Origin of the sequence: Enterobacter sp. SECR19-1250 (genome assembly GCF_013391025.1) — a bacterium.
GTDB lineage: Bacteria > Pseudomonadota > Gammaproteobacteria > Enterobacterales > Enterobacteriaceae > Enterobacter > Enterobacter cloacae.
In genome coordinates this window covers 1-26426 of the sequence record NZ_JACASJ010000051.1, presented here as the reverse complement: position 1 = coordinate 26426, position 26426 = coordinate 1, and the positions used below count along the sequence as shown (strand labels likewise).

Annotated in this window: 26 protein-coding genes; 6 read left to right on the top strand and 20 right to left on the bottom strand. The window is 57.1% G+C overall.

What is annotated here, in order from left to right:
* Positions 1-19 precede the first annotated feature (19 nt).
* Both HX884_RS14480 and HX884_RS14475 read right to left on the bottom strand, forming a co-directional pair.
* The gene (locus HX884_RS14480; protein WP_013095095.1) at positions 20-1015 is read right to left on the bottom strand and encodes a ribose ABC transporter permease; all 996 of its coding nucleotides are present in this window, start codon (positions 1013-1015) and stop codon (positions 20-22) included.
* Positions 1012-2532 (bottom strand): sugar ABC transporter ATP-binding protein, encoded by a 1521-nt coding sequence (locus HX884_RS14475; RefSeq protein WP_178328391.1) that lies wholly within the window; start codon positions 2530-2532, stop codon positions 1012-1014. Before HX884_RS14475 ends, HX884_RS14480 begins: the two co-directional genes overlap by 4 nt.
* A gap of 181 nt (positions 2533-2713) precedes the next feature.
* Between HX884_RS14475 and HX884_RS14470 the strand changes: the two genes are divergently transcribed.
* The 3 genes from HX884_RS14470 (at position 2714) to yjdP (ending at position 6136) form a co-directional block, all read left to right on the top strand.
* Positions 2714-4990 carry a hybrid sensor histidine kinase/response regulator gene (locus HX884_RS14470; protein WP_178328390.1) on the top strand — a complete coding sequence of 759 codons (2277 nt, stop codon included), beginning with the start codon at positions 2714-2716 and terminating at the stop codon, positions 4988-4990.
* 120 nt (positions 4991-5110) lie between these two features.
* The gene (locus HX884_RS14465) at positions 5111-5734 is read left to right on the top strand and encodes a GNAT family N-acetyltransferase (protein ID WP_013095098.1); all 624 of its coding nucleotides are present in this window, start codon (positions 5111-5113) and stop codon (positions 5732-5734) included.
* Between the two features lie 78 nt (positions 5735-5812).
* A complete protein-coding gene (yjdP, locus tag HX884_RS14460; protein WP_013095099.1) occupies positions 5813-6136 on the top strand; it encodes a DDRRRQL repeat protein YjdP in 324 nt (107 codons plus the stop codon).
* Positions 6137-6188: 52 nt separating this feature from the next.
* Here yjdP and phnP read toward each other — a convergent pair whose 3' ends face one another.
* The 16 genes from phnP to HX884_RS14380 all read right to left on the bottom strand — a co-directional run bounded on the left by phnP (position 6189) and on the right by HX884_RS14380 (position 18022).
* Positions 6189-6947, bottom strand: coding sequence for a phosphonate metabolism protein PhnP (phnP, locus tag HX884_RS14455; RefSeq protein WP_057072552.1), 759 nt, complete (start codon positions 6945-6947; stop codon positions 6189-6191).
* Positions 6948-6956: 9 nt separating this feature from the next.
* Complete coding sequence (gene phnO / locus HX884_RS14450; protein WP_023621470.1) at positions 6957-7391, bottom strand: aminoalkylphosphonate N-acetyltransferase; 435 nt, start codon at positions 7389-7391, stop codon at positions 6957-6959.
* On the bottom strand, positions 7384-7935 hold the full coding sequence (gene phnN, locus HX884_RS14445; protein ID WP_095455743.1) for a ribose 1,5-bisphosphokinase: 552 nt from the start codon (positions 7933-7935) through the stop codon (positions 7384-7386). Before phnN ends, phnO begins: the two co-directional genes overlap by 8 nt.
* Positions 7932-9068: an alpha-D-ribose 1-methylphosphonate 5-triphosphate diphosphatase gene (gene phnM / locus HX884_RS14440; protein WP_178328389.1), complete on the bottom strand. Its 1137-nt coding sequence runs from the start codon at positions 9066-9068 to the stop codon at positions 7932-7934. Before phnM ends, phnN begins: the two co-directional genes overlap by 4 nt.
* Positions 9065-9745, bottom strand: a complete 681-nt coding sequence (phnL, locus tag HX884_RS14435) for a phosphonate C-P lyase system protein PhnL (protein WP_094916521.1) — start codon at positions 9743-9745, stop codon at positions 9065-9067. Before phnL ends, phnM begins: the two co-directional genes overlap by 4 nt.
* Positions 9746-9830: 85 nt before the next feature.
* Complete coding sequence (phnK, locus tag HX884_RS14430; RefSeq protein WP_013095105.1) at positions 9831-10586, bottom strand: phosphonate C-P lyase system protein PhnK; 756 nt, start codon at positions 10584-10586, stop codon at positions 9831-9833.
* A complete protein-coding gene (phnJ, locus tag HX884_RS14425) occupies positions 10583-11428 on the bottom strand; it encodes an alpha-D-ribose 1-methylphosphonate 5-phosphate C-P-lyase PhnJ (RefSeq protein ID WP_013095106.1) in 846 nt (281 codons plus the stop codon). The genes phnK and phnJ overlap by 4 nt, the downstream gene beginning before the upstream one ends.
* Complete coding sequence (locus tag HX884_RS14420; RefSeq protein WP_178328388.1) at positions 11421-12485, bottom strand: carbon-phosphorus lyase complex subunit PhnI; 1065 nt, start codon at positions 12483-12485, stop codon at positions 11421-11423. Before HX884_RS14420 ends, phnJ begins: the two co-directional genes overlap by 8 nt.
* On the bottom strand, positions 12485-13069 hold the full coding sequence (gene phnH, locus HX884_RS14415; protein WP_014830323.1) for a phosphonate C-P lyase system protein PhnH: 585 nt from the start codon (positions 13067-13069) through the stop codon (positions 12485-12487). Before phnH ends, HX884_RS14420 begins: the two co-directional genes overlap by 1 nt.
* A complete protein-coding gene (gene phnG, locus HX884_RS14410) occupies positions 13066-13518 on the bottom strand; it encodes a phosphonate C-P lyase system protein PhnG (RefSeq protein ID WP_014830324.1) in 453 nt (150 codons plus the stop codon). The genes phnH and phnG overlap by 4 nt, the downstream gene beginning before the upstream one ends.
* On the bottom strand, positions 13519-14244 hold the full coding sequence (gene phnF, locus HX884_RS14405) for a phosphonate metabolism transcriptional regulator PhnF (RefSeq protein WP_013095110.1): 726 nt from the start codon (positions 14242-14244) through the stop codon (positions 13519-13521).
* Between the two features lie 20 nt (positions 14245-14264).
* The gene (gene phnE, locus HX884_RS14400) at positions 14265-15044 is read right to left on the bottom strand and encodes a phosphonate ABC transporter, permease protein PhnE (RefSeq protein WP_013095111.1); all 780 of its coding nucleotides are present in this window, start codon (positions 15042-15044) and stop codon (positions 14265-14267) included.
* 116 nt (positions 15045-15160) lie between these two features.
* The gene (gene phnD / locus HX884_RS14395) at positions 15161-16177 is read right to left on the bottom strand and encodes a phosphonate ABC transporter substrate-binding protein (RefSeq protein ID WP_038980858.1); all 1017 of its coding nucleotides are present in this window, start codon (positions 16175-16177) and stop codon (positions 15161-15163) included.
* Between the two features lie 23 nt (positions 16178-16200).
* Positions 16201-16989: a phosphonate ABC transporter ATP-binding protein gene (gene phnC / locus HX884_RS14390; protein ID WP_013095113.1), complete on the bottom strand. Its 789-nt coding sequence runs from the start codon at positions 16987-16989 to the stop codon at positions 16201-16203.
* 173 nt (positions 16990-17162) lie between these two features.
* On the bottom strand, positions 17163-17606 hold the full coding sequence (gene yjdN / locus HX884_RS14385; RefSeq protein WP_178328387.1) for a VOC family metalloprotein YjdN: 444 nt from the start codon (positions 17604-17606) through the stop codon (positions 17163-17165).
* An 80-nt stretch (positions 17607-17686) separates the two neighbouring features.
* Positions 17687-18022, bottom strand: coding sequence for a zinc ribbon domain-containing protein YjdM (locus HX884_RS14380; protein ID WP_178328386.1), 336 nt, complete (start codon positions 18020-18022; stop codon positions 17687-17689).
* Positions 18023-18621: 599 nt separating this feature from the next.
* Between HX884_RS14380 and crfC the strand changes: the two genes are divergently transcribed.
* Together crfC and HX884_RS14370 are read left to right on the top strand one after the other, a co-directional pair.
* Positions 18622-20976: a clamp-binding protein CrfC gene (crfC, locus tag HX884_RS14375; RefSeq protein WP_178328385.1), complete on the top strand. Its 2355-nt coding sequence runs from the start codon at positions 18622-18624 to the stop codon at positions 20974-20976.
* A complete protein-coding gene (locus tag HX884_RS14370) occupies positions 20973-21848 on the top strand; it encodes a diguanylate cyclase regulator RdcB family protein (protein ID WP_045294841.1) in 876 nt (291 codons plus the stop codon). The genes crfC and HX884_RS14370 overlap by 4 nt, the downstream gene beginning before the upstream one ends.
* Before the next feature lie 43 nt (positions 21849-21891).
* On the opposite strand, the gene kdgT is transcribed toward HX884_RS14370, so the two are convergent.
* On the bottom strand, positions 21892-22884 hold the full coding sequence (gene kdgT, locus HX884_RS14365; RefSeq protein ID WP_013095118.1) for a 2-keto-3-deoxygluconate transporter: 993 nt from the start codon (positions 22882-22884) through the stop codon (positions 21892-21894).
* A 649-nt stretch (positions 22885-23533) separates the two neighbouring features.
* Between kdgT and proP the strand changes: the two genes are divergently transcribed.
* Positions 23534-25036 carry a glycine betaine/L-proline transporter ProP gene (gene proP / locus HX884_RS14360; protein ID WP_013095119.1) on the top strand — a complete coding sequence of 501 codons (1503 nt, stop codon included), beginning with the start codon at positions 23534-23536 and terminating at the stop codon, positions 25034-25036.
* Between the two features lie 33 nt (positions 25037-25069).
* Here the strand turns inward: proP and HX884_RS14355 are convergent, their stop codons facing one another.
* Entirely contained in the window at positions 25070-26023 is a 954-nt protein-coding gene (locus tag HX884_RS14355; protein ID WP_044159025.1) for a nickel/cobalt transporter, read from the bottom strand.
* Positions 26024-26426: the final 403 nt, after the last annotated feature.

The following is a 26426-nucleotide window of genomic DNA, read 5'->3' as shown; positions in this document are numbered from 1 at the left end:
CTCACGTAGGGTATTGTTGTTATGCACTTTGATGGTGTCGGGTACGGTATTTGTCGATCAGCACCGCAATGATGATCACCGCCCCTTTGATCACCAGTTGCCAGAAGTAGGAGACGCCCATCAGCGTCATGCCGTTGTTGAGGGTGGCGATAATCAGCGCCCCCACCAGCGTGCCGGTGATCGTACCGATCCCGCCAACGAAGCTGGTGCCGCCGAGGATCACCGCCGCAATCGCATCCAGCTCGTAACCCATGCCCAGGTTTCCGTTGGCGCTGTAGAGGCGCGACGCGCTCATCACACCGCCTAACCCGGAGAGCAGGCCGCTCATGCCATACACAAACAGCAACACCAGCCAGACTTTGATGCCCGTTAAGCGTGCCGCCTGCATGTTGCCGCCTACCGCATAGATGTGAACGCCAAGCGTAGTGCGACGCAGGATAAACCAGCACACCACAATCACCGCCAGGGCAATCACCACCAGCCACGGCACGGGGCCAAGATAGTTATTGCCTATCCACTCAAAATTGATGTTCGAGTTAATCACCGTCGTGCCATCGGCCAACAGGTACGCTGCGCCCCGCAGAGCCGTGTAGGTGCCGAGGGTGACAATAAACGGCGGTAGTCCGGCAAAGGCCACCAGCGCGCCGTTGAACAGCCCCAGCACCAGTCCGAGCATCAGCGCGGCGGGAATAGAGAGCCCGGCGAATTCCGGTATTAACGACACCACCATCGCGGCGACAGCCGTGGTACCCAGAATAGACCCGACGGAGAGGTCAATCCCCCCGGTCAGGATGATGAAGGTCATCCCTGCCGCCAGCACGATGTTGATCGACGCCTGGCGGGTAATGTTGAGCAGGTTGCTTTCGGTAAAGAAGTTAGGGGCGATAAAGCCAAAAACCGCCACGATCAGGATGAGAATGGGCAAAATGCCGACCGTTTGCATCAGATCGCTCATCAGCATTTTTTTGGCGGAGGCAGATTTTGCCACCTGCTGCGGATGGGTTGGAGTTGTCATAGTTGCACCGCCTGATGATGTGAGTCGTTCACGCCGGTTGCCAGCGTCATGATGTTTTCCTGAGAGATGTCGTGTCCGTGGAGCTCCCCGGCGATGCTGCCTTCACGCATGACATAGACGCGGTCGCTCATGCCCACCACTTCCGGCAGTTCGCTGGAGATCATCAAAATCGCCACGCCCTTGCGCGCCATCTGGTTCATGATGCGGTAGATTTCGCTTTTTGCGCCGACATCGACACCGCGCGTCGGTTCGTCGAGGATCAGAATACGCGGACCAATCGCCACCCAGCGGGAGATCAGCAATTTCTGCTGATTACCGCCTGACAGACCGCCCGCGCGGACCTGTGCGTGAGGCACGCGGATATTCAGCAGGGCGATGGCATCGTCAGAAATGGACTGCGCTTTTTTGCGGTTAAGCATGCCGAAGGTGGCGTCGCGCTCCAGCGTCGCCATGGTGATGTTCTCCTGCGCCGCCAGCTCCAGGAACAGCCCCTGCTCCTTGCGGTTCTCGGTAAGAAAACCGATCCCGTTTTCAATGGCCGCGCGCGGGGAGTGGATCACCACCGGCTCGCTGTCCACTTCAATCATTCCGCCGGTGGCTTTACGTACGCCAAAGATGAGCTGTGCCAGCTCGGAGCGACCGGCACCGACCAGCCCCGCCAGGCCGACGATTTCCCCTGAGCGCACCTGCAGGCTGCAGGGCTGGACTTTTTTACCGTCGGTGAGGTGATGCACGTTAAGACGCGGGCTGCCGAGCGGAATATCGCGCTCTTTGTTGAACAGATCGCTTAAGGGGCGACCCACCATCATTTTCACCAGCTCAGACGCGTTCAGTTTGTCGCGCGTCAGGCTACCGACGTATTGCCCGTCACGCAGGACGCTGACCCGGTCAGAGAGTTCGTACACTTCCGCCATGCGGTGGCTGATATAGATGATCGCCATCCCTTCATCCCGCAGGCGCAGGATCAGCTCAAACAGACGATGGGTTTCACGCGAGGAGAGGGCGGCAGTGGGTTCATCCATCACCAGAATGCGGCTGTTACGGTGCAGCGCGCGGGCGATTTCCACCTGCTGTTGTTCAGCGATAGTCAGCTTCATCACCAGGTCGGTGGCGTTGAAGTTTGCACCCAGACGGTCGATGACCGCCTGAGCCTGGGCGGCCATCTCTTTACGCTGCACCAGTCCGCCGCGCGAGAGTTCGCTGCCAAGAAAGATGTTTTCCGCAACCGTCAGGTTGGGGGCGAGCTGCATTTCCTGATAGATCAGGGTAATGCCTGCGGCCAGCGCATCCTTCGGGCCTTTAATGTGATACGGCTGACCGTCAATCAGGATCTCGCCGCTGGTCGCGGTGTAGGCGCCCGCGAGGATCTTCATCAGCGTGCTTTTTCCCGCGCCGTTTTCGCCCATCAGCGCGTGGATCTCACCGGGAAAGACCGTCAAATCCACACCCTTGAGCGCGTGGAAGTTGCCAAACGTTTTGGCAATGCTGCGCATCTCCAGTACCGGGGTTCTGCTCATGGCGGATCTCCTGTGAAGGTTGATATCTGCACTTCATCACAGGTGCGTAAATGCAAAATGTCAGAAGCCGTTCATATTTGTCATAGTTATGAATAGCTAATCGCCGTCACATTTCTCTTTTCCCTCTGCCTGTGGGAGAGGGCCAGGGTGAGGGCACCCATTTGCAGAGGAGCCCAATCCCATGCCATCACGCTCGCCGTTCTTCGCCAGTGCCCGCGGTCGTCTGCTGATCTTTAATCTGTTGGTGGTGGCGGTGACGCTGATGGTCAGTGGTGTGGCGGTGCTGGGTTTTCGGCATGCCAGCCAGATCCAGGAACAGGTACAACAGCAGACGCTGGATGACATGACCGGCAGCATGAATCTCGCCCGCGATACCGCCAGCGTGGCAACCGCGGCGGTACGGCTTTCGCAGGTGGTGGGGGCGCTGGAATACAAAGGAGAGGCCGAGAGGCTGAAGCAGACCCAAATGGCGCTGCGGCACTCGCTGGAACAGCTCGCAGATGCGCCCTTAGCGCAGCAGGAGCCGGGGCTGGTGGCGCGCATTATTCGTCGCAGTAATGAGTTACAGCAAAGCGTGACGGGCATGCTGGAGCGCGGACAGCGGCGCCATCTGCAGCGTAACGCGCTGCTTAGCTCGCTGTATCAAAGCCAGAGCTATTTACGCCATCTGCAGGATATTAACCGTCGGTTTGGCAGCAACATCCCGGATGCGCAGCAGCTTGCGGAAATGGACAGGTTGATTCTCGCCGCCATCGATACCCCCTCACCGCGCGCCACCCTACAGCAGCTGGACGCCGTTACCGCAACGTTGCCCCAGCGCGCGACGCAGCCCGTGGTGAATCTTGTTCTGCCCGATTTCAACGACGAGCTACGCAGGCTTGCCCCGCTGTCAAAGCAGCTTGAAGAGAGCGACCTGGCGATAAGCTGGTATATGTTCCACATCAAGGCGCTGGTGGCGATATTAAATAGCGATATCAATCAGTACGTTGAGCAGGTAGCGGAGGCTTCCCGGCTGCGTACGGCCCAGAGTCATCAGGAGCTGCGGTCCATCAGCGTATTTATCAGCATATTCGCCGTACTGGCGCTGATCATCACCGGTTGCGCCTGCTGGTATATCTACCGCAATCTGGGCTCCAACCTGACGGCGATCTCCCGGGCGATGTCGCGTCTTGCCCATGGCGAGCAGGACGTTTCGGTGCCCGCGCTGCAGCGGCGTGATGAGCTGGGAGAGCTGGCTCGCGCGTTTAACGTCTTTGCCCGCAATACCGCCTCGCTGGAGCACACTACCCGTCTACTGAAAGAGAAAACCTCCCAGATGGAGATCGACCGCATCGAGCGTCAGGGACTGGAGGAGGCGCTGCTGCACAGCCAGAAGATGAAGGCCGTTGGTCAACTGACGGGCGGGCTGGCACATGATTTCAACAACCTGCTTGCGGTGATAATCGGTAGCCTGGAGCTGACCGATCCCGACTCCAGTGATGCCCCACGTATCGCCCGCGCGCTCAATGCCGCCGAGCGCGGTGCGTTGCTGACCCAGCGTCTGCTGGCTTTTTCCCGCAAGCAATCCCTGACTCCGCATGCGGTAGAGATGAAACCGCTGCTGGAGAATCTCAGAGAGCTGATGCGCCACTCCTTGCCCGCCACCCTGAGCCTGGAGATAGAGGCTCAATCCCCGGCCTGGCCGGCGTGGATAGACGTTGGCCAGCTCGAAAACGCCATTATCAACCTGGTGATGAACGCCCGCGACGCGATGGAGGGGCAGACGGGCGTGATTAAGATCCGCACGTGGAATCAGCGCGTCACTCGCAGCGACGGACGCAGGCAGGATATGGTGGCACTGGAGGTGATCGACCGAGGCAGCGGTATGACGCAGGAGGTCAAATCCCGGGTGTTCGAGCCGTTCTTCACCACCAAGCAGACCGGCAGTGGCAGTGGTTTAGGGCTGTCGATGGTGTACGGTTTTGTGCGTCAGTCCGGCGGCCGCGTCGAAATTGAAAGCGCGCCGGGACAAGGCACCACCGTGCGGCTCCATCTGCCGCGCTCAACGCTGCCCGTCGTCCCTGAAGATGAAACGCACTCTGCCACCGCATCCGCTGAAAACGAACGGCTGGTGCTGGTCCTGGAAGATGAGGCCGATGTTCGCCAGACCCTGTGCGAGCAACTGCATCAGCTTGGCTACCTGACCCTTGAAGCGGAAAGCGGTGAGCAGGCACTGAACATGCTGGTGGCCTCGCCGGATATCGGCATGTTTATAAGTGATCTGATGCTCCCGGGCAGCCTGAGCGGGGCGGAGGTGATTAACCACGTGCGCAGCCACTACCCGCAACTGCCGGTGTTGTTGATCAGCGGTCAGGATTTACGTCCGACGCACAATCCACAACTGCCGGATGTAGCGCTACTGCGCAAACCGTTTACCCGCGTACAGCTGGCGCAGGCGCTGCGGAAAATCAGCGCTTAAACAGCGAATTTAGGATCTCATCAAGAGCCTGAGTAAAGTCGGCGATGCTAATCTGCGCAAAATTTAGCGGATTAAGATATAAAGGGAATTATGCCGGTACTCACAAGAGGGGACTCACAAATGATCGTGATGCCTACAACGTACAGCCCGAATACGGTTGCCAGGTCATTTACGCTCGTAGATGAATTTGAACTCTCCGGTCGGGTGTTACATGTCATTTATGACAGCCAGACGCCCCGGGCTGCAATTATTGAAGCAGATATCGAAACCTTTGATGGCGTTCCCCGGCATCGGGTTGTTGCTGCTCTGGATTTACAGCATAAAGCCCATCTGGGAAAGGACATTATCGCAGTCGAACGATGCTGGGAAGATACTCGCGTTGTCCAGGTAGAAGGCATTTGCGTCGATCCTGCCGAACGAGACAAAGGGCTGGCGACTCGTCTCTATGAAGCGTTGGTCTTACATTGCGGCGTGACCTTAATCAGCGACTTCGAGCAATATGAGGGTGGAAAGATGCTCTGGCAGAAAATAGCCCGTGAATCCGACCAAATCGCTGTTTTTGTACTCGACACAGAGCAGGGAGCATTCTGGCCTTATGATGGCAGCAAGGTGATATATGACGGAGGATGTATTCCTGAAGACCGCATCTGGAGTCATTCTCCGGACCAAAAATGCTCCGGGATTGTGCTGGTCGCAGAGAATAAACAGCGAGTGCGTCAAATAATGGAAGCGTCGCCTCGCTAAAGAATTTGAGATTCCTCCGCTACCTCTCCCGTTTGCGGTTAATTACCGTAAGGCCAGTTCATCTGCGAGTCTGGCCTTATGAAACGTTACTCTACCGCTCTGTTATTTGGTCTGCTGTCACTCTCCAGCCAACTGGCGCATGCCGATGTGATTGATGATGCCATTGGCAACATTCAGCAGGCGATCAACGATGCCTATAACCCCGGCAGCAGCCGCAGCAACGATGATGACGATCGTTATGACGATGACCGTCGCATTGATAGCCGTCAGTATGACGACCGCCGTCGGCAGCTTGAAGACAGACGCCGCCGTTTAGACGAGCGCCAGCGCCAGCTTGATGACGACAGACGACGCCTGGAAGAGGATGAGCGGCGGTTAGAAGAGGATTACGATCGCGGTTAAGTGCGGCCTGTTGCCCTCACCTCAACCCTCTCCCACGGGAGAGGGAGAAAACCTAATCCAGCACCAACACCATGCCGTCATATCCCGCTTCGATGCCGTCCGGCAGCGGGTTATCCATCATCCACTCGTCAAACTGATGGCTGATATGGGTCAGGATCACCTGCGGGCAGCCAATCACCTCGTTCAGTGCCACCACGGTGTTTAAATCGCAATGGTTGCGCGGCGTCTGCGGGCGCGGTTCATGGCTACAGTCGATGATCATCGCCTGCGGCTGGTTGTTAAGCAGAAATTTCACCGTTTTCTCCGGCAATCCGGCAGTATCAGAGAGCCACGCCACGCGGCTGTGGGCGGACTCCAGCAGATAACCAAAGGTGAGTTTCGAGTGGTTGAGCGGCAGCGGCGTCACCCGCAGGCCCTGCAGCTCAAACATCACAAACGGCTCCAGCGTATGGCTGAAATCCAGAATGCCCGGGTGTTTGAAGAGATCGTCACATCCGGCTTCATCCGGCGGGCCGTAAACGGGGATCGTCGCGCCAACGCCCCAGCGCAGGGGAAACAGCCCCTGAACGTGATCCATATGGTAGTGGGTCAGCAAAAACTGCTGAAAGCTGCCGGCTGGCCAGTCGTCCATCAGGTGCGGAATACCCGCGTCCAGTAGCGTCACCGCATCATTGAATTTGACGGCCGCGCTACAGGGCCGACGACGATAATTCTCCTGCAGACGTGCCCGGCGGCATGCCGCGCAATCGCAGCCAAACACCGGGACCAGCTGGGCACTGCCGGTGCCCGTTAACGTGATGGTCAGACTCATCGTGCACCTCTACAACGGTTTGGTGAAACGAAAATGGCTCTGCGTATACCCTTCACGAACATAAAAACGGTGGGCGTCCAGCCGCCGGACGCTGGTGGAGAGCTCCGTCAGCTCCGCGCCCGCCTGCCGCGCGGTGTCCTCTGCCCATGCCAGCAGTTGGCTCCCCACTTTAAGACCACGCGCCTCGGGCATCACCACCAGCTCCTGGATTTCGCCGATCCATCTGGCGTGGTGCAGGTGAAACTGCATATGCAGGCCAATCATACCCACTACCTGTCCATTCAGCTCTGCCAGCTGATAACGCATATTGTGGTCCTGCAGATTGGCCAGATACCCGGTGTGGAACGCCTGATGATCAAATTCGGCCTGTTTTAACTCGCAGATCAGTGCGTAAACGATTTGCGCATCATCGGCGGTGGCGGGGCGAAGCGTGCAGTCAGGCATGCTGTTTCTCCTTCTGACGGATAAGTGATAAAACGTTATCGACTGACTGTAGCAAACTTCCGTCGTTGTTGAGGATGTGGCAATCCGCCGGGGTATAGCGCTCTGCGCGTTCGAGTCGCTGCGCGATCTCTTTTTCGCTTTCGCGTCCGCGGCTTTGCAGGCGGCTGCGCAGGACATCCGGCGAAACCTGCAGACAGACCGGCAGCAGCGCCGAGGCATACCTGGCGCGTGCCTGGGGCAGATGCGCACGGGAGCCGTTGACCAGCACGTCAAAACCCGCGTGTAGCCACAGGTCGATCTCAATGCCGATCCCGTAGTAGTAGCCGTTGGCGTGCCAGCTGAGCGCCAGCAGATTCTGCCCGGCGCGAGTGAAAAATTCCTGTTCGCTCAGGGCGATATGGTTTTCACTACCGGCATTCGCCGCCCGGGTAATATAGCGATGTGCGACCAGCAGCTGCGGGTGTTCCCGTTGCCGTAAGGCGGACAGCAGGCTGTCCTTCCCGGAGCCGGAGGGCCCCATTAACCAGATGACTCTTCCCATCAGAACACCCGTTTTCCCTGACGCCAGACGTGGTCGATATGGATGTGCTCGCCCTTACGGTGGGCCAGCACCAGATCCGCCCGTTTTCCTTCGGCTATCTCGCCCCGGTCGTGAAGATTAAGCGCCGATGCCGGGTTCTTCGTTACCAGGCGAATCGCCTGCGACAGCGTGAAGCAGTTGCTGTCGTCATCCGCGACGCGGAAGGCGGCGTCCAGCAGGCTGGCGGGGTAGTAGTCGGAAGAGAGAATATCCAGCAGGCCGAGCGAGGCGAGTTTGCTTGCCGCCACGTTGCCGGAATGCGAGCCGCCGCGCACAATATTCGGTGCCCCCATCAGCACGTTCATGCCGTGTGCGCGGGAGGCTTCTGCCGCCTCAAACGTGGTAGGAAATTCAGCGATCACGCTGCCAAGCTGGTGGGATTCGCGGACATGATCGTGCGTGGCATCATCATGGCTGGCCAGCGCGATGCTACGGTCCCGGCACATTGCGGCAATCGAAACACGGTTCGGCTGTGACCACTGTGCCGCCAGCGCCAGCTGCTCTTCCTCGTAGCGCGCCATCTCCACATCGTTAAGAGAATATTTGCCCTGGTAATACTCGCGGTATTTTTCGAGGCTGGCGAACTGGCGCTGCCCCGGCGAGTGGTCCATCAACGAGACCAGCGACACTGGCTCGCGGTCTACCAGCTTTTCAAACAGCGGCAGGGTGGTGTGATGCGGCAACTCGCAGCGCAGGTGCAGGCGATGTTCGGCGCGGTTAAGACCGCGCTTTTGCGTCTCTTCCACGGCGTTGATCATCTTTTCCAGATTCTCCAGCCGATCGCCGCCGTCGCGCACGTCACCAATCGCCACCGCATCCAGCACGGTGGTGATGCCGCTGGCAACCATCAGCGCGTCGTGGCTGCTCATTGCCGAATGGGCGGGCCAGTCCACCTTCGGCCGTGGGGTGAAGAATTTATCCAGATTATCGGTGTGCAGCTCAATCAGCCCTGGCAGCAGCCAGCCGCCTTCGCCGTCCATCGCTTCGGGCAAATGGCTTCGGGTTTCGGCATACGCGCGGATCGCGCCGTCGCGGATCTCCATCGAGCCGTCGATGACCTCATCTTCCAGCACCAGCTTGACGTTATTGATAATCATACGTTTGTCCCCATCGGGTGCAATCTGTCCGCCACGCGGTTGCGAACGCTCTCGTCGTGGAAGATCCCGACGATCGCCGCGCCGCGCGCTTTGGCCTGTGCGATCAGTTCCACCACTGCCGCGCTGTTTTTGCTGTCGAGCGAAGCGGTGGGTTCATCAAGAAGTAAAATCGGATAGTCGACGATAAACCCGCGAGCGATATTCACGCGCTGCTGCTCGCCGCCGGAAAAGGTCGACGGGGCAAGATGCCAGAGGCGCTCGGGCACATTGAGGCGCGTCAGCAGGCTGGCGGCTTTGGCGGCGCAGGTTTCGCGCGGCACACCGAGATCCAGCAGCGGCTGCATGACCACATCCAGAGCGGAGATCCGCGGGATCACCCGCAGAAACTGGCTCACCCAGCCGATCGTCGAGCGGCGGACTTCCAGCACCTTACGCGCGGGGGCCTGAACCAGGTCGACCCATTCATCGGCATGGCGAATATGAATGTGCCCCTCGTCCGGCAGATAGTTGGCGTACAGGGAGCGCAGCAGGGTGGATTTTCCGCTGCCGGAGTGGCCGTGCAGCACCACGCATTCGCCGCTGTTCACCTTCAGAGAGGCATTTTGCAGCACCGGCAGACGCACGCCGTTTTGCTGGTGGAGCACAAAGGTCTTACTTACGTTTTCTACGTGGATCATTTTGGCCTCGTGGCGTTTTCTTGCCGGGTGGCGCTTCGCTTACCCGGCCTACAAGGTACGGCGTTCGTTTTGCCGGGTGGCGCCCTCAATTCTGCAACACGGATGACACCAGCAGCTGGGTGTAAGGATGGAGCGGATCGTCGAGCACGCGGTCGGTTAACCCACTTTCCACCACCTGACCTTGCTTCATTACCAGCAGACGGTCTGCCAGCAGGCGAGCGACGCCCAGATCATGGGTGACAATCACCACCGCCAGGTTCAGCTCCACCACCAGGCCGCGCAGCAGGTCGAGCAGGCGCGCCTGCACGGAGACGTCCAGCCCACCGGTGGGTTCATCCATAAACACCAGCTTCGGGTGGGTGACCAGGTTACGGGCGATCTGCAGGCGCTGCTGCATGCCGCCGGAGAAGGTGGTGGGCAAATCGTCGATGCGCGAGGCGGGGATCTCCACATCGGTCAGCCAGCGCTGTGCGGTTTCCCGGATGTTGCCGTAGTGCCGCGCGCCGGTCGCCATCAGCCGTTCGCCGATATTGCCTCCCGCCGAGACCTGACGACGCAGCCCGTCCAGCGGATGCTGATGTACCACGCCCCATTCGGTGCGCAGCAGGCGGCGACGTTCAGCCTCGCTCATGCCATAGAGGGAGGCGCCCTCATACAAAATCTCGCCGTTCTGCGGGGCCAGGCGCGCGGAGATGGACTTCAGCAGGGTGGTTTTACCCGAGCCGGATTCACCGACAATCCCCAGCACCTCGCCCGGCCACAGCTCGAACGAGACGTCGCTGAAGCCTTTGCCCGGCGCGTAAAGGTGGGTCAGGTTGTTCACTGAAAGCAGCGGTTTCATTGGCTATTCGCCTCACTCTGTTGGCGGCAGTAATCGGTGTCGGAGCAGACAAACATCCGCTTGCCCGTATCATCCAGCACCACTTCATCCAGATAGCTATGCTTCGAGCCGCAGATGGCGCACGGCTCGTCCCACTCCTGCACCGTGAACGGGTGGTCATCGAAATCGAGACTCTCCACGCGGGTGTAGGGCGGGACGGCGTAGATGCGCTTTTCGCGCCCGGCACCGAACAGCTGCAGGGCAGGCATCATGTCCATTTTCGGGTTGTCGAATTTCGGGATCGGCGACGGATCCATCACGTAGCGCCCGTTGACCTTCACCGGGTAGGCGTAGGTGGTGGCGATATGGCCGAAGCGGGCGATATCTTCATACAGCTTCACCTGCATCACCCCGTACTCTTCCAGGGCGTGCATGGTGCGGGTTTCGGTTTCGCGCGGCTCAATAAAGCGCAGCGGCTCCGGGATCGGCACCTGGAAAATCAAAATCTGATCTTCAGTGAGCGGCGTTTCGGGAATGCGGTGGCGGGTCTGGATAAGCGTCGCATCTTCGGTTTTTTCGGTGGTGTTGACGCCCGTCACGCGCTTAAAGAAGTTGCGAATCGACACGGCGTTGGTGGTGTCGTCGGCTCCCTGGTCGATGACCTTCAGCACGTCTGACTCACCGATGACGCTGGCGGTAAGCTGAATGCCCCCGGTGCCCCAGCCGTAAGGCATCGGCATTTCACGACCACCAAACGGCACCTGATAGCCGGGGATAGCGACCGCTTTCAGGATGGCGCGGCGGATCATGCGTTTGGTTTGCTCGTCCAGATAAGCAAAGTTGTAGCCGCTTAGGTTAGCCATTTTCACGCTCCCGTTGCAGACGTTTCAGCAGTTCCAGTTCGGCCTGGAAGTCAACGTAATGCGGCAGCTTGAGGTGCGAAACAAAGCCCGCCGCCTCGACGTTATCCGCATGGGCCAGCACGAACTCTTCGTCCTGTGCCGGGCCGGAAATCTGTTCGCCGTAGTCCGGCGCCTGCAGGGCGCGGTCAACCAGCGCCATCGCCATGGCTTTACGCTCGCTCATGCCAAAGACCAGCCCGTAACCGCGGGTAAAGTGTGGGATGTCGTCGTCAGGTGCGACAAAACCATTCACCATTTCACACTCGGTCATTGGCAGTTCACCGACGTTCACAGCAAAACCCAGCTCTTCGGGGATGATTTCGACGTCGAGATAGCCGCTGCGAATCTCCGCCGCAAACGGGTGGTTACGCCCGTAGCCGCGCTGCGTTGAATAGGCCAGCGCCAGCAGATAGCCTTCGTCCCCGCGCATCAGCTGCTGCAGGCGAGACGAGCGTGAACAGGGGTAAACGGGAGGCGTGCGGGTGATGTCGTCGGGTTGCGCTCCGGTCTCTTCTTCAGCCTTTGCCAGACCCTGCTTCGCCAGCAGGCTAAAGACGTGCGGAGATGCTTCCTGCCCGGTCTCCGTGGTGCTGAGCGTCGGCGTTTCGCCGTTCGCCAGCAGGGTGAAATCCAGCAGGCGGTGGGTGTAGTCGTACGTAGGGCCAAGGAGCTGGCCGCCGGGAATATCTTTATAAACGGCGGAAATTCGCCGCTCCAGGCGCATTTCTGCCGTATTGACCGGCTCGCTCACCGCCAGGCGGGGAACGGTGGTGCGCCAGGCGCGCAGCAAAAAGATGGCTTCGACATTGTCGCCGCTGGCCTGCTTCAGCGCCAGCGCCGCCAGCTCGCGGTCGGCGACGCCGCCTTCGGTCATCACCCGATCCACCGCCAGGTTCAACTGCTGCTCAATCTGGGCGACGCTCAGCTCGGGAAGCTGTTCATCACCCCGTCGTCTGTGCGCCTGTAGCGCATGGGCGGCGGCGATAGCCTTCTCGCCCCCTTTGACGGCAACGTACATCAGCACACCTCCACGTGGGTGGTTCGCGGGATCGCCAGCAGGCGCTCGCCGCAGGTCAGGATCAGGTCAATACCCAGCGGGAACGGATGCGGGCGTTCGGTCAGCTCATGAATAATGCATTCCGGCAGCTGTGGCGCGACCATGCGTTCGTCGGCAATCCCCGCCCCGGTCAGGCGCAGCATGCGACCACCGCTCAGGCTGGCGACCTGCAGGATCAGCGTGGCGCTGGTCTCCGGTGCTACCGCGCTGCCTTCACTCAGGGCATTGAGCTGCTCATGGCTGATTTGCTCATCGGCAACGGCAAACACCGCCTGACGGGGCTGCTCAACCAGCGGGGCGTTAGTGTGAAAACGCAGATTCTGGCTGGCGATGTCATTGGATAACGTCCCCGAAAGCCACACCGGGGTATCGTTGTCGGCGAGGGTCAGCAGTACGCTGGTGGTCGCCAGGTTCAGCGGCAGCCAGCCCTGGGAGAGCTGATGCAGGGAGACAATCACGCCAGGCTCGCTCATGGCTTTCAGCAGGCGACGAAAACTGTGTTGGGCATCCTGGACGGCCAGGGTAAAAGCGGGTTGAAGCGTCATGCGTTATCTCCGCGAACAAGCGTAAAGAAGTCGACCCGGCTGGTATTGACTTGCGCCTGACGTGCGGCAGTGCGCGCGGCGAGGTCGGCTTCCAGCGGGGCAATCAGGGTTTCCATCAGGGTCTGGAAATGGGGTTGTTCCTGCAGCAGGGCGTCGATCACCGCGCAGCGCTCGGCGTGCGGTTTATCGCGACCGAGCACGTAGCTGTAACCCAGCGTGCCGCTGCTCAGACGAATGACCGCGCGGGTGAGGGCGGCATCACCGGCGAAAAAGCGCTCCCCGGTACCGCCCATTCTTGCCTGGATCTGTACCAGGCCAATTTCCGGCGCGCGGAGCGTTTCATAGTCTGGCGTCAGGTTAAGCGCGTTCATGCGGCTCGCCAGTGCAGCAGGCTGGCTATGGGCCAGGGCGCGCATCCAGCGCTGACGGGTGGAGGTGTCGAAATGCATTCAGTGCTCCATGGTGAATTCAATCATGTCGGCGCGGGTCAGGCTGACGGAGTACTCCGTTGCGTTGATCTCGCCGTCACGGTGGTTGAGGGTGCGCACGCAGAGCAGCGGAGCCATGTTGGGGATCTCCAGCACCTTGCTCTCTTTCGCCTGCGCGCGGCGGGCGCTGATACGCGTCTGGGTACGTTTGAGCACAAGACCCGTGGCGTCCTGCAAAAAGTCATGCAGTGAACCGCTGGAGAAGTGTTGCAGCACCGGCCAGAGGCTCAGGTCGCTGAAGTAGTGATCTATCTGGCAGACTGCCACGCCATTGACCCGGCGCAGGGTGCGCAGATGCACAACGTTGTCGCCCTCCTGAATACCCAGCGCATCGGCTACATGGCTGGAGGCCGGACGCAGCACGGAGAGCAGTTTTTCGCTGGTGGGATGGCTTCCCTGGTCGAGCAGGTTCTGACTAAAGCGCGCCTGGGCATTGAGCGGGTAGTCGAACGGGCGCATCAGCACCAGCACGCCGACGCCCTGACGGCGCTGTACCCATCCGCGCTCAACCAGCTGATCGATGGCGCGGCGCAGGGTGTGGCGATTCACTTCATAGCGGTCTGCAAGCTGCTGTTCGGCTGGCAGGTAGTCTCCGCAGCGATAATGGGTGCGCAGCTCCACTTCGAGCTTTGCTGCAATCTCTTGCCAGCGGGTAGGATAACTGGTCGGATGTCTGGATAAGTGCATACCAATCAAAGCCTCGCTTCTCAGATGAAGTGCTTACGCAAACGTTGAGAGAGGAAATCCAGCAGGCTGACGGTGATGATGATGAGTACCATCAGGGCGCAGGTTTGCTGGAACTGGAAACCGCGGATCGCCTCCCACAGGGTGACGCCGATGCCGCCTGCGCCGACCATGCCGACGACGGTGGCGGAACGGACGTTAGATTCGAAGCGGTAGAGTGAATAGGAGATCAGCAGCGGCATGACCTGAGGCAGCACGCCGTAAAGGATCTCTTCAATTTTGTTGGCGCCGGTGGCGCGAATACCTTCGACCGGGCCGGGTTCAATGGCTTCCACGGCTTCGGAAAGCAGCTTGGAGAGCACGCCGGTGGTGTGGATGAACAGCGCCATCACCCCCGCGAACGGCCCCAGACCCACGGCGACCACGAACAGCATCGCGAACACCATTTCGTTAATGGCGCGGCAGGCGTCCATCAGGCGGCGCATCGGCTGATAAATCCACCACGGAACGATGTTTTCCGCGCTCATCAGGCCAAACGGAATGGAGAGGATGACGGCCAGGGCGGTCCCCCAGACGGCGATTTGCAGGGTGACAGCCATTTCGCCGAGATAGTCCTGCCACTGGCTAAAATCGGGCGGGAAGAAGTCGGCAGCGAAGGTGGCCATGTTACCGGCGTCTTTAAACAGCAGCAGCGGATCCATCTCCGCGCCCTTCCAGGATATAACCAGCACCGCCAGCAGGATGGCCCAGCTAAATAGCGAGAACCAGCTGCGTTTCGGCGGTGGGAGGGTGATGGTTTGCATGTTGACTCCTTTGTGTTTAGTTCCCTCTCCCTGAGGGAGAGGGTTAGGGTGAGGGGGAAATGTGCGCGCTGATGCCCTCACCCCGGCCCTCTCCCACAGGGAGAGGGAGAAAAGCGTTACTGCACCGCTTTATTCACACTGGTCATTGCACCAAGCGCGGCGGTCAGGCGGTCCAGGTCTTCCAGCTGGGCCTGAATAGCTGCCACTTTGCTGGTCTTCTCCTCGTCTTTAAGCCCCTTGTTGTCCTTCACGCCCTGCATCTCTTTAAACAGCGCCAGCTGGCGAATCGGGACCAGCTGCAGGTCGCTCGACGGGCGGAACGGTGCCCAGCCCAGACGCGTCAGCACGGCTTTCTCTTCCGGCGTTTTGCCGTAGGTCATAAAGAAGTCGTACACCTTGTCCTTGGTGCCTTCAGAGAGGTTTTTGCGCCAGACAATCGGGTCTCCCGGGATAAGAGGGGATTTCCAGATCACCTTCAGCTCTTTCAGCTTGTCCGGTGCGGAGGTCTTCAGCTTGTCGAGGTTTTCGGTGTTGTTGGTGGCGACGTCCACCTGCTTGTTGGCCACGGCCAGGGCGTTGGTTTCATGGCTGGCATTGACGGTGCGTTTGAAATCGCTGGCAGAGGCATTATTTTTGGCGAAGACGTAATAGCCCGGCACCAGGAAGCCAGAAGTGGAGTTCGGATCGCCGTTGCCGAAGGTCAGTTCTTTGCGTTTGGCGAGCATATCGTTGAGGTTATTGATCGGGCTGTCTTTGTTGACGATCAGCACGCTCCAGTAACCCGGAGAGCCATCGGCAGCAACGGTCTGGGCAAAGACCTGGCCGTTTGCACGATCCACCGCTTCCATGGCGGAGAGGTTGCCATACCAGGCGATGTCCACTTTGTTAAAGCGCATCCCCTGGATGATGCCCGCGTAATCCGGGGCGAAGAAGGCGTTTACTTTGATCCCCAGTTTGGTTTCCATATCTTTCAGGAAGGGTTCCCACTGAGGCTTCAGGTTCTGCTGTGATTCCGTCGAAATAATGCCAAAGTTCAGCGCTTTTTCCTGCTCCTCGGCGTACGCAGGGCTTAACAGGGTGCTGATGCTGAACATGCTGGTAAAAGCCAGCGCGGCAACCGTTTTATAGCTCATTTCCATTCCTCGTAGTGGGGACGTTATGCAGCCTTCGCGTTCTCTTCGACACGGTTAATGCTGCGGTAGAGATGGTCAAAACGTTCGTTATCAAACTGGTGGCTTGCGCCATCAAAGAACACATGTCCCTGACGCAGGGCGACAATGCGCTCGCAGTAGCGCAGGGCGTAATCCACCTGATGCAGCGTTACCACCACGGTGATGCCGTCGTTCTGGTTAATGTCATGCAGGGTTTCCATCACGATGCGGGCGGATTCCGGATCCAGCGAGGCGATGGGCTCGTCGGCAAGGATGATTTTCGCTTTCTGCATCAGGGCACGGGCGATGGCCACGCGCTGCTGTTGTCCACCGGAGAGGGTGGAGACGCGCTGATGGGCGAAGTGCGCCATGCCTACGCGGGTGAGTGCCCGCAACGCCTCTTGCTTCTGTAATGGGGAGAACCAGCGCAGACAGGTGCGCCAGAATGGGGTGCTGCCGAGCGCGCCAATCAGCACGTTCTCCAGCACCGTCAGTCGATTTACCAGATTAAATTGCTGGAAGATGCAGCCTGTCTGCGCGCGGCTTTTGCGGATATCCCGCGCCAGTCGCCCTGCGCGCTGTACGGTGTTGCCCAGCAGTTCGACGTGGCTTTCCGGGATGCTATCGCCGGTAATCAGGCCGCTTAAGTGACGCAATAGGGTGGATTTACCTGAACCGGATGGCCCCAGCAGCGCTACCATGTCGCCCTGCTGGACGGTCAGATCAACGGCATGCAGAGCCTTGTTGTGATGAAAGGTCTTGCTCAGTTTCTCTACGCGGATGACGGTTTGCATATGCTGGGCCTCACAATAAATGTGGCCTCATGCTGGCGCATCAATATGACATTTGGGTTAAGTGCAGGTTGCGGGAGTTTGAAGAGTTGAAGTGAAAACGATGACAATCTTTCCAGGCCCGGTCAGCGCAGCGCCACCCGGGGTTGTTGCCGGATGCGCTGCGCTTATCCGGCCTACGAACTTTGTTGCTGCTTAACGACGTTAATCATCCACGGCACGCCGTATTTGTCGGTGACCTTACCGAAACCGTGCGCCCAGAAGGTCTCCTGCCAGGCCATTTCAATATTTCCGCCATCCGCGAGATTGTCGAACCAGCGTTTGCCTTCATTGACATCCTGTGTGTCGAGAACCAGCGTGAATCCGGCATACTGCGCCTTACTGCCCGGCGGCAGGCCATCGCTCATCATGATATCGCTGCCCGCAATGCGAACGTTGGAGTGGGCTATAGCGGAGTCCGGGAACTGCATGCCAGACGGGCAGCCTTCTTCGCTGCTCTCGCTTTTTGGCATTTCGCCGAAGGTGATTTTATAGAGGAGTTCTGCGCCGACGGCCTGCTGATAAAAGGCGGTTACCTCTGCGCAGTTGCCGGCGAAAGAGATGTAGGGACTTAACGGCATAATCTTTACCTCACGTAAGAAAAGCCCATTAAGTGTAGTGGGTGTGTGCCCGGTAAGCGAAGCGCCACCGGGCGGGCAAATCAGTTCTTTTTCACAAACTCAGATTTCAGTTTCATTGGACCAAAACCGTCAATTTTGCAGTCGATATTATGATCGCCTTCAACCAGACGGATATTCTTCACTTTGGTCCCGATCTTCAGCATGGAAGAGCTGCCTTTAACCTTCAGGTCTTTGACGACGGTGACGCTGTCGCCATCTGCCAGCAGGTTACCGTTAGCATCTTTTACAATCAGCACGTCAGCATCCTGTGACTGCTCTGCGTCGTTCCATTCGTGGGCGCATTCCGGGCAAATGAACATGCCATTATCTTCATAGGTGTATTCAGAATTGCATTTCGGGCAGTATGGAAGTTGCATCGGGGGTATCCTCAAAAAAGTGCTTAACACGCTGGAAAGTGCCAGCAAAATGACGGCAGAGCGCCGAAAAAGAGGGCAAGTATAACGCAAATCCACACGATTGTCGGTGATATTGTTTAATAAAAAAAACCGAAAAGCGTGTTGCGGGTGACACTTTCTGTCAGTCGGTTAAGCGATGCTAACGCCATTAACGTGTTGGGAAGAATTGACACTGAATATATCGAATATTTTATTGCGGCAAATTGCTACGTTCCGCCATTTCGGATAAGGTGAAGCGACACATTGTTATTTATCGCCGGTTTTCGTCGTCGTACATCTGTTATGACGCTGAACCATTCCCTCTCTTTTTAGGTGGGTAAATAATGATGATATATCCTGAAGTTTCTTAAAAATGGGCTACGCTTTTTATCTTTTGACTATCAGGTCAGGAGAAAAGCTTTTCACGCCATGCAAGGATAGCGATTTATTTCTGATTGTCTTCAATCAGTTATATTTCGGTGAACATGTTTTCCACACGTGATCATATAAGCCGAAAAACATAATTAAAACCCGGTGGCTTAATAAAAGTAATAAATTTGCGTTAAGGAAAGGCTTTTATCATGCACACACAGACAATTTTTGAATTAAGCCAGGAAGCAGAACGGTTGCTACAACTCGCCCTGCAAAACCTTGATACCTTGAAATCAATGCCGATAGCGATTCTGGAGAGTACCGCGACGGCCATTACGGGTGAAAAGAACAACGTTTTACCTTTGCATTTTAGCGCGCGTGGTGTCGAAGCACAGCAGGCGATGCTGAATAGTGAATTGCGCAAAATAACCCGTCTGGAAATGGTGCTGGCTATTGTTGGAACCATGAAGGCGGGGAAATCGACCACCATTAATGCGATTGTGGGCACCGAAGTATTGCCCAACCGCAACCGTCCGATGACGGCGCTCCCGACCCTTATTCGTCATACGCCGGGCCAGAAAGAGCCGGTACTGCATTTTACGCATGTCTCTCCCATTGATGATCTGATCCAACTGCTACAGAAAAAGCTCTGCGATGACGATCGCGGCAAGCTGGCGCAGCGTCTGGAAATCGATAAAGACATGAATACGCTGCTGGAGAGAATCGAAAGAGGCGAGGCTTTCGAGAAACACCACCTTGGGGCGCAGCCGATATTTCATTGTCTGAAAAGCCTGAACGACCTGGTGAGGCTCTCTCAGGCGCTGGACGTGGCCTTCCCGTTCTCAGAGTACGCGGCGATAGAACATATACCGGTGATTGAGGTGGAGTTTGTGCATCTTGCGGGTCTGGATGCGCACCTGGGGCAGCTGACGCTGCTGGACACGCCTGGGCCAAATGAAGCCGGGCAGCCCCATCTGCAAAAAATGCTCACCGAACAGTTGTCCCGCGCCTCCGCGGTGCTGGCGGTGATGGACTATACCCAGCTCAAATCGATTTCTGATGAAGAGGTTCGTCAGGCCATTTCGGTAGCGGGAAAATCGGTGCCTTTGTATGCGCTGGTGAATAAATTCGACCAGAAGGATCGCAACAGCGACGATGAAGAGCAGGTCAGGGCGATGATCTCCGGGACCTTAATGAAAGGGAACATCTCTCCGGGACAAATTTACCCTGTTTCGTCGATGTGGGCCTATCTGGCAAACCGCGCCCGCTATGAGATGGCGAACCATGGGCAGCTACCGGATCACCAGGAACAGCGCTGGGTACAGGACTTTGCCGAGGCCGCGCTGGGGCGTCGCTGGCGTACGGCGGACCTGGATGATATCGAACATATTCGCCATGCGGCTGATTTGTTGTGGGAAGATTCGTTATTTGAACAACCTATCCGCAAACTGATTTACGCCGCCTATGCCAATGCGTCGTTATTTGCGCTGCGTTCGGCGTCGCATAAGCTGCTCAACTATGCCCAAAATGCCAGAGAGTATCTCGATTTTCGCTATCAGGCCCTGACGGTGGCCTTTGAATCGCTGGAGCTGAATATTACGCGTCTTGAAGAGGATATGGCTCTGTTGCAGACACGGCAGCGCGTGGCCAGCGAAGAAGTCAAACACGAAGTGGAGCAGGCCCTCCACGCCACTGACGATTTTATGGCGTTGCAGAAAGGAGCCCTTCAGCAGGCGATTGGCCATATCTTCAACAGCCACACGCTACTTGATTTGGCAGGTATTGATCCGCTGAATCATCGGCAGGATGCGCCGGAGGCGCTGACGCAGCTGGTGCTGGATGATGAAAGGCAGGCGCAAACGGTACTGAACAGCATCCGCTCCGCCTGCGAGCAGGTCATGCTGGACGCACAGTCGAAAATCAGCCGGGAGCTGGCGCTTCGCTTCGATCAGCTGGAGTCTACGCTGGCGCGTTCGCTGAATGAGGCGATGCGGCCCATTGAGCTGCGTATTAAAGAGCAGCTCAGCCATGCCGGTTTTCGGGCGCGGATCAGTTTCCCGGCATTTCAGGCAAATCAGCTGAACTTCAATACGCGGGCGCTGTTTACTGATGCCATCGCGGAGGATACCCGTCCGGCAGGCCAGCCATCGGCTGCGGGAAGTGTACGGGAAACGGTGTCGCGCTGGCTGAACAATCCTGGCTGGGGCTGGGAAGATTATGTGGCGACGCGCACGCGATACGTTATTGATATTGCGCAGCTGCATGACAAGTTTATGCAGCATATTGATCAATTTTGTGAACAAATCCGTAAAGCTTTAACCGCGCAGGTCGATGTCTCTGTTACGGCGGGTATGGCAACGTGCTTTGCAGAATTTTCGTTATGCCTTGCCGGGTTACAGGAAAGCTTGCGTGATAGCCTCGCAGTCCGTCAGCAAAATGAGCATTCGACCCGATCGCTCAGCCAGCTGTTGAAACAAAGTATCACGACTGCGACGTGGATTCAGGAAGATACCCGACTGTTACGCGATGATATTCAAACTCTTTTCGCGGCAGAGCAACCATGACAACACAGCTACTGGACGGTCCCGGGCGGACGCTGGAGTGTATCCATCCTAAATTTATGGTCGATCTGGTCCAGGGGGTAGACGCGCCGCGTCATACCCATCTGGGGCCGCAACAGCTGCAGTTTCGTGAGCGTTTGACGCAGGAGATCATGACGCACACCCGGCTGCGACCGTGGGCAATGGCGGGAATGCTCAACGAAAATGCGGCTCTGCGCCTGGGGCTGGCGGAAAAGCTGGCCGGCATGCTGGATCCGGGGCATCTCGCGCTGACGCGTATGGCCGATAAACTGGTTGCCCTGCGCCAGCAAACCTCTCTGCGTACGCAGCCCTCGCCGGGCCTGGTTCAGCAGTACGCTGAACTCTCTTCCCATTTTCTTCAACGCGCAGCCTATAAAGAAAAGGCGTTGTCCCAGCGTGGGTTAACGGTCCAGGCGGGCGAGCATAGCGAGCAGATTTTTACCCGCTGGCGGGCCGGTCACTATGATGGCTGGTCGCTGGCCGGGCGTTGCTACATTGTGCTGGAAGAGCTGCGCTGGGGAGCATTTGGCGATGCCTGTCGTCTGGCGAATGCGGACGTGGCGGCAATGCTCAAGGATAACCTGCGCAGCATGGCGGCAAATTATCTGGCGCAGGGGATCAATGCTTCTCCCACTACCCGCCATTTTTATCACCAGTGGCTCACAACCCCCTCTACGCCGGGGAGCATCGATCATAAAGATATGCTGGGCTGGCTGGGGGACTGGTGTCAGGCGGACAGCCACCCGGTGAGCTGGTCAGTAACCCAAAACTGGCAAACGGTCGCGCTGGGTATGCCGAGACTCTGTTCGGCAAAGCGGCTGGTGGATGGGATGGTGGAAGAAATTTTTGGTTGAACCCCTCACCCGGTGGGGAGAGGGGCCGGTCTTATGCGGTGCGTTAATGATGAAGCTCTACCGCTTTCGGTTCTGTATCCGGCTCGGGGAGATTGCCGAAGCGCTTCGCATACAGGGCCGTGATGATGGGCACCAGAATGGCGGTGACGATCACGCTGGCGGCAACCAGCGCCGTTGCCGAGGCCGCAACCGGTTCGAAAGCCGGGTTAATCTGGGCAATGATCACCGGATTCGCCACGGCGGCCCCGGCGGCTGAAGAGGCGGCTACACCTGCCGTTCCGTTTCCTCCGCCAATTACGCGATCGGCAATGATCAGCGGAATGCCGGTGATAATGATAACAGCCACGCCCAGGACAATACCCAGCAGACCGGTATCGAGTATCACCTTCAGGTTAATGGTATTCCCCAGCGCGAAGCCGAAGAACGGGATCAGCACCGGCGTGGCTTTGCTGAAGAAATCGCGCAGATCGTGGTCCAGATTCCCCAGCGCAAAACCGATCAGGAAAGGCAGGATCGCGCCGACAAAGTGGTGTGGTTCAAACGAGGCCAGCCCCGCCGAGCCCAGAATCAACATCGTCATCAGCGGACCGGACTCCAGAGACATCAGCACAAAGGCGCCAGACTCCTCTTTTGTGCCGTACTGGTTCATCAGGCTGGCATAGAGCCCACCGTTAGTCATATCCATCGCGGAGACAATGGCCAGAACGGATAATCCGGCGAAGAATCCGGTCTGAATGCCATTCTCCGGAATGAACAGTGCACAGACCATTGCCACAACCCAGGCAACCGCAATTTTCGTTATAACCAGCGTTCCGGATTTACGTAATACGGTACCCGTTGCCCGCAGGTTAATAGATGCTCCAATACAAAAGAACCAGACGGCCAGAATGGGCACGGTTCCCGTAATCATTCCTTTTGTGAAACCACCAAAATAAGCACCGGTATCAGGTGCCAGGGTATTCAGAATGGCGCCAAGCACCAGAGGAACCAGCATCATCCCGCCGGGGATGCGTTCTATTGTGGCTTTAATCTTCATGTACAACCCTCACATCGTGTCCCGCGTGGCGGACGGAATGCTATCGAAAATAAAATCAACAAATTCAGTTAATTGAAAGGATGCTTAGCCTGGCGCTTCGTTATCCTTTCAGGGAAATTAATCGCGCGCTCTTGATTCATGCCGCTCAAAAGCCCGCTGGACGTTGCGTTCGGATTTATCATGCGATCATTGGAATGATGATTCAATGAAAATAAAACAGTGTTTTAGTTATCTCTATCACATATTCGGCGTAAATATTCGAACCGCGTTTTAATATTTAAAATTTATGTAAATCTGATGTGACGCAGTATGGTTTTGAGAATTGTTGTGCAGGCGATAATAACGTGCGTGAGCATGTTCTTTTTTGGTGGATAAGAAAGAGCTGATTGGCGGCAATTGACAAATATTGAACTCAATTGACGATACGGAAAAATATATGTGAAGTTGATCACAAATATAAACGCTGGTAGGGTAAAAAGGTCATTAACTGCCCAGACAGGCGTCAACAGGTTCGGTTGTATCGACGTAAAACGTCAATGTAAGTAAACCTGCTACGCTTGAATAAGGCGATTCGCATGGAGCGGATCCCCGTTTCACGGTTCACCAGATGGCCGGTGAAATGGACAGGGCTGAGTCTACGAGGAAAGCTATGCTTAGAAGGAAAAAGATTAAACCCATCACGCTTCGCGACGTCACCATCATCGATGATGCAAAACTGCGTAAAGCGATCACTGCCGCCTCGCTCGGTAATGCGATGGAATGGTTCGATTTTGGTGTCTACGGCTTCGTGGCCTATGCGTTAGGTAAAGTGTTCTTCCCCGGCGCTGACCCCAGCCTGCAGATGATTGCCGCGCTGGGTACGTTCTCGGTTCCCTTCCTCATTCGCCCGCTGGGTGGTCTGTTCTTCGGTATGCTTGGTGATAAATATGGTCGTCAGAAGATCCTGGCCATCACCATTGTCATTATGTCGATCAGTACATTCTGTATCGGCCTGATCCCGTCTTATGCTTCGATTGGCATCTGGGCGCCAATATTGCTGCTGCTCTGTAAGATGGCTCAGGGATTCTCCGTAGGGGGAGAATATACCGGTGCCTCGATCTTCGTTGCAGAGTACTCCCCGGACCGTAAACGTGGCTTTATGGGAAGCTGGCTGGACTTTGGTTCCATTGCCGGGTTCGTCATGGGGGCGGGCGTGGTGGTGCTGATTTCAACTGTGGTTGGTGAGGCGAACTTCCTTGAATGGGGCTGGCGTATTCCGTTCTTCCTCGCGCTGCCGCTGGGGATCATTGGCCTGTACCTGCGTCATGCGCTTGAAGAGACGCCTGCGTTCCAGCAGCACGTTGATAAGCTTGAGCAGGGTGACCGCGAAGGTCTGCAGGATGGCCCGAAAGTCTCCTTTAAAGAGATCGCGACCAAACACTGGCGCAGCCTGCTGGTCTGTATCGGCCTGGTGATCTCTACGAACGTGACTTACTACATGCTGCTGACCTACATGCCGAGCTATCTGTCGCATAACCTGCACTACTCGGAAGACCACGGTGTGCTGATCATTATCGCCATCATGGTGGGTATGCTGTTTGTGCAACCGATTATGGGGCTGTTGAGTGACCGCTTTGGCCGTCGACCGTTCATTATTCTGGGTAGCGTTGCGCTGTTTGCCCTTGCTATTCCGGCATTCATTCTGATTAACAGCAATGTGCTGGGCCTGATTTTTGCCGGCTTGCTGATGCTGGCGGTGATCCTCAACTGCTTCATCGGGGTGATGGCCTCTACACTACCGGCCATGTTCCCGACGCATATTCGCTACAGTGCGCTGGCGGCGGCCTTTAACATCTCGGTTCTGATTGCCGGTCTGACGCCGACGCTTGCCGCCTCTCTGGTGGAAAGCACGCAAAACCTGATGATGCCCGCTTATTACCTGATGGTTATCGCGGTGATTGGTTTGATTACGGGTATTACCATGAAGGAGACGGCGAACCGTCCTCTGAAAGGGGCGACGCCTGCGGCATCGGATATTCAGGAAGCGAAAGAGATCCTGCGCGAGCACTACGATAACGTCGAGCAGAAGATTGAAGATATTGACGCAGAGATTGAAGAACTGCAGAAGAAACGCTCCCGACTGGTGGACCAACATCCACGCATCAACGAGTAATCAAAAAACCCGCCGCTGGCGGGTTTTCTTTTATTAGCATCCTGCTGCGATGTAATCGCCATTGGCGCTGATGGGGATCACCGTCAGGAACAGGATGGTCGCAAACAGGATCAGAACAATCCCGCCAGCAATCTTGACCGCCGGAACCAGCCACTTCAGCGAGGTGTCGCCACCAAACCAGGCGACCGTGCGCTCCCGGGCGTAACGCACGGCCAGCGATAGCCCCATAATCGACAGCGCGGTTCCCAGCGACATGGTCATTACCGCGGCCATTCCCCAGGTGACGATGCCCAGCGCATTCGAAAACATCAGGATCATAATGGCCCCACTGCACGGACGCGCGCCGATCGCCAGAATTACACCCAGACGGGTTTTCCAGTCACCCTGCGCAAGGTCTGCCCCTACGCCGTGATGGCCGCAGCCACAATGTTCATCATGCTGGTGAAGAGGCGTGATGGCGGAGATTGCCATCCTGCGCGGGCGCAGGCTTTTCAGCGCCTGGTAAATGATAAACGCGCCGAATGCGCCAATGAGGACCGCGCTTATCTTCTCGACATACCAGCGGCTGGTACTGATATCCCCGGACGCCAGGTTAAACCCCACCGCCAGAATAAAGACAAACAGAATGGCGCTGACGCCCTGCAGCATACTGCCAAAAAAAGGAACGACCCGGGCAGCCAGTTCGCTCTCTTTATTTGTACTGAGATAGGTCGTGACAATGAATTTGCCGTGCCCCGGCCCGATAGCGTGAAGTACGCCATAGAAGAACGCGCCGGTTAATAGCCATAAGCCACCGCTGTACTGATGGTTATTAAGCTGCAACAGGTACATCACCAGATAACGGTGCAGGGTGATTTGCGTAGCAAGACACCATTGGATGAAAGCCCCCCAGTGTGCGTGCAGAGTGAAGCCCGCAATAAGGAGTAGCAGCGTCATGAGGCCAGCGCCAGGAATGCGCCAGTCTCGGGTGAGGCGTTGTGTGATCATAGATATTGTCTGTCAGGGAAAATATTTGCCAATAGTATAGTTGATTATCCCCCTCAATCCGTGGGTTCTTATGAAGCTTACGCGTTGTATTGTGGATAAGTCTGTGTATAAAATGGTATAAAGCGGGGTTTTGCTGGGGAATACAGCAGTCAGTCATCTTTTTGCAACTTTTCGGTTGCGGTCGCTCGGGAACTCCCTATAATGCGCCTCCATCGACACGGCGGATGTGAATCACTTCACAAACAGCCCGGTCGGTTGAAGAGAAAAAATCCTGAAATTCAGGGTTGACTCTGAAAGAGGAAAGCGTAATATACGCCACCTCGCGACAGAGCGCTGAAGCGCGTCGCAACTGCTCTTTAACAATTTATCAGACAATCTGTGTGGGCACTCAAAGTGACATGGA

Bases quoted from the DNA above. Each gene is read 5' to 3' on its own strand.
- HX884_RS14420 (WP_178328388.1), bottom strand. From the start codon at position 12,485: ATGTACGTTGCCGTCAAAGGGGGCGAGAAGGCTATCGCCGCCGCCCAT.
- phnC (WP_013095113.1), bottom strand. From the start codon at position 16,989: ATGCAAACCGTCATCCGCGTAGAGAAACTGAGCAAGACCTTTCATCAC.
- phnJ (WP_013095106.1), bottom strand. From the start codon at position 11,428: ATGGCTAACCTAAGCGGCTACAACTTTGCTTATCTGGACGAGCAAACC.
- phnF (WP_013095110.1), bottom strand. From the start codon at position 14,244: ATGCACTTATCCAGACATCCGACCAGTTATCCTACCCGCTGGCAAGAG.
- phnD (WP_038980858.1), bottom strand. From the start codon at position 16,177: ATGAGCTATAAAACGGTTGCCGCGCTGGCTTTTACCAGCATGTTCAGC.
- proP (WP_013095119.1), top strand. From the start codon at position 23,534: ATGCTTAGAAGGAAAAAGATTAAACCCATCACGCTTCGCGACGTCACC.
- phnP (WP_057072552.1), bottom strand. From the start codon at position 6,947: ATGAGTCTGACCATCACGTTAACGGGCACCGGCAGTGCCCAGCTGGTC.
- phnO (WP_023621470.1), bottom strand. From the start codon at position 7,391: ATGCCTGACTGCACGCTTCGCCCCGCCACCGCCGATGATGCGCAAATC.
- HX884_RS14470 (WP_178328390.1), top strand. From the start codon at position 2,714: ATGCCATCACGCTCGCCGTTCTTCGCCAGTGCCCGCGGTCGTCTGCTG.
- HX884_RS14480 (WP_013095095.1), bottom strand. From the start codon at position 1,015: ATGACAACTCCAACCCATCCGCAGCAGGTGGCAAAATCTGCCTCCGCC.
- phnM (WP_178328389.1), bottom strand. From the start codon at position 9,068: ATGATTATCAATAACGTCAAGCTGGTGCTGGAAGATGAGGTCATCGAC.
- yjdP (WP_013095099.1), top strand. From the start codon at position 5,813: ATGAAACGTTACTCTACCGCTCTGTTATTTGGTCTGCTGTCACTCTCC.
- crfC (WP_178328385.1), top strand. From the start codon at position 18,622: ATGCACACACAGACAATTTTTGAATTAAGCCAGGAAGCAGAACGGTTG.
- HX884_RS14475 (WP_178328391.1), bottom strand. From the start codon at position 2,532: ATGAGCAGAACCCCGGTACTGGAGATGCGCAGCATTGCCAAAACGTTT.
- HX884_RS14465 (WP_013095098.1), top strand. From the start codon at position 5,111: ATGATCGTGATGCCTACAACGTACAGCCCGAATACGGTTGCCAGGTCA.
- phnG (WP_014830324.1), bottom strand. From the start codon at position 13,518: ATGCATTTCGACACCTCCACCCGTCAGCGCTGGATGCGCGCCCTGGCC.
- phnH (WP_014830323.1), bottom strand. From the start codon at position 13,069: ATGACGCTTCAACCCGCTTTTACCCTGGCCGTCCAGGATGCCCAACAC.
- phnL (WP_094916521.1), bottom strand. From the start codon at position 9,745: ATGATCCACGTAGAAAACGTAAGTAAGACCTTTGTGCTCCACCAGCAA.
- phnK (WP_013095105.1), bottom strand. From the start codon at position 10,586: ATGAAACCGCTGCTTTCAGTGAACAACCTGACCCACCTTTACGCGCCG.
- HX884_RS14370 (WP_045294841.1), top strand. From the start codon at position 20,973: ATGACAACACAGCTACTGGACGGTCCCGGGCGGACGCTGGAGTGTATC.
- phnE (WP_013095111.1), bottom strand. From the start codon at position 15,044: ATGCAAACCATCACCCTCCCACCGCCGAAACGCAGCTGGTTCTCGCTA.
- HX884_RS14380 (WP_178328386.1), bottom strand. From the start codon at position 18,022: ATGCAACTTCCATACTGCCCGAAATGCAATTCTGAATACACCTATGAA.
- HX884_RS14355 (WP_044159025.1), bottom strand. From the start codon at position 26,023: ATGATCACACAACGCCTCACCCGAGACTGGCGCATTCCTGGCGCTGGC.
- yjdN (WP_178328387.1), bottom strand. From the start codon at position 17,606: ATGCCGTTAAGTCCCTACATCTCTTTCGCCGGCAACTGCGCAGAGGTA.
- kdgT (WP_013095118.1), bottom strand. From the start codon at position 22,884: ATGAAGATTAAAGCCACAATAGAACGCATCCCCGGCGGGATGATGCTG.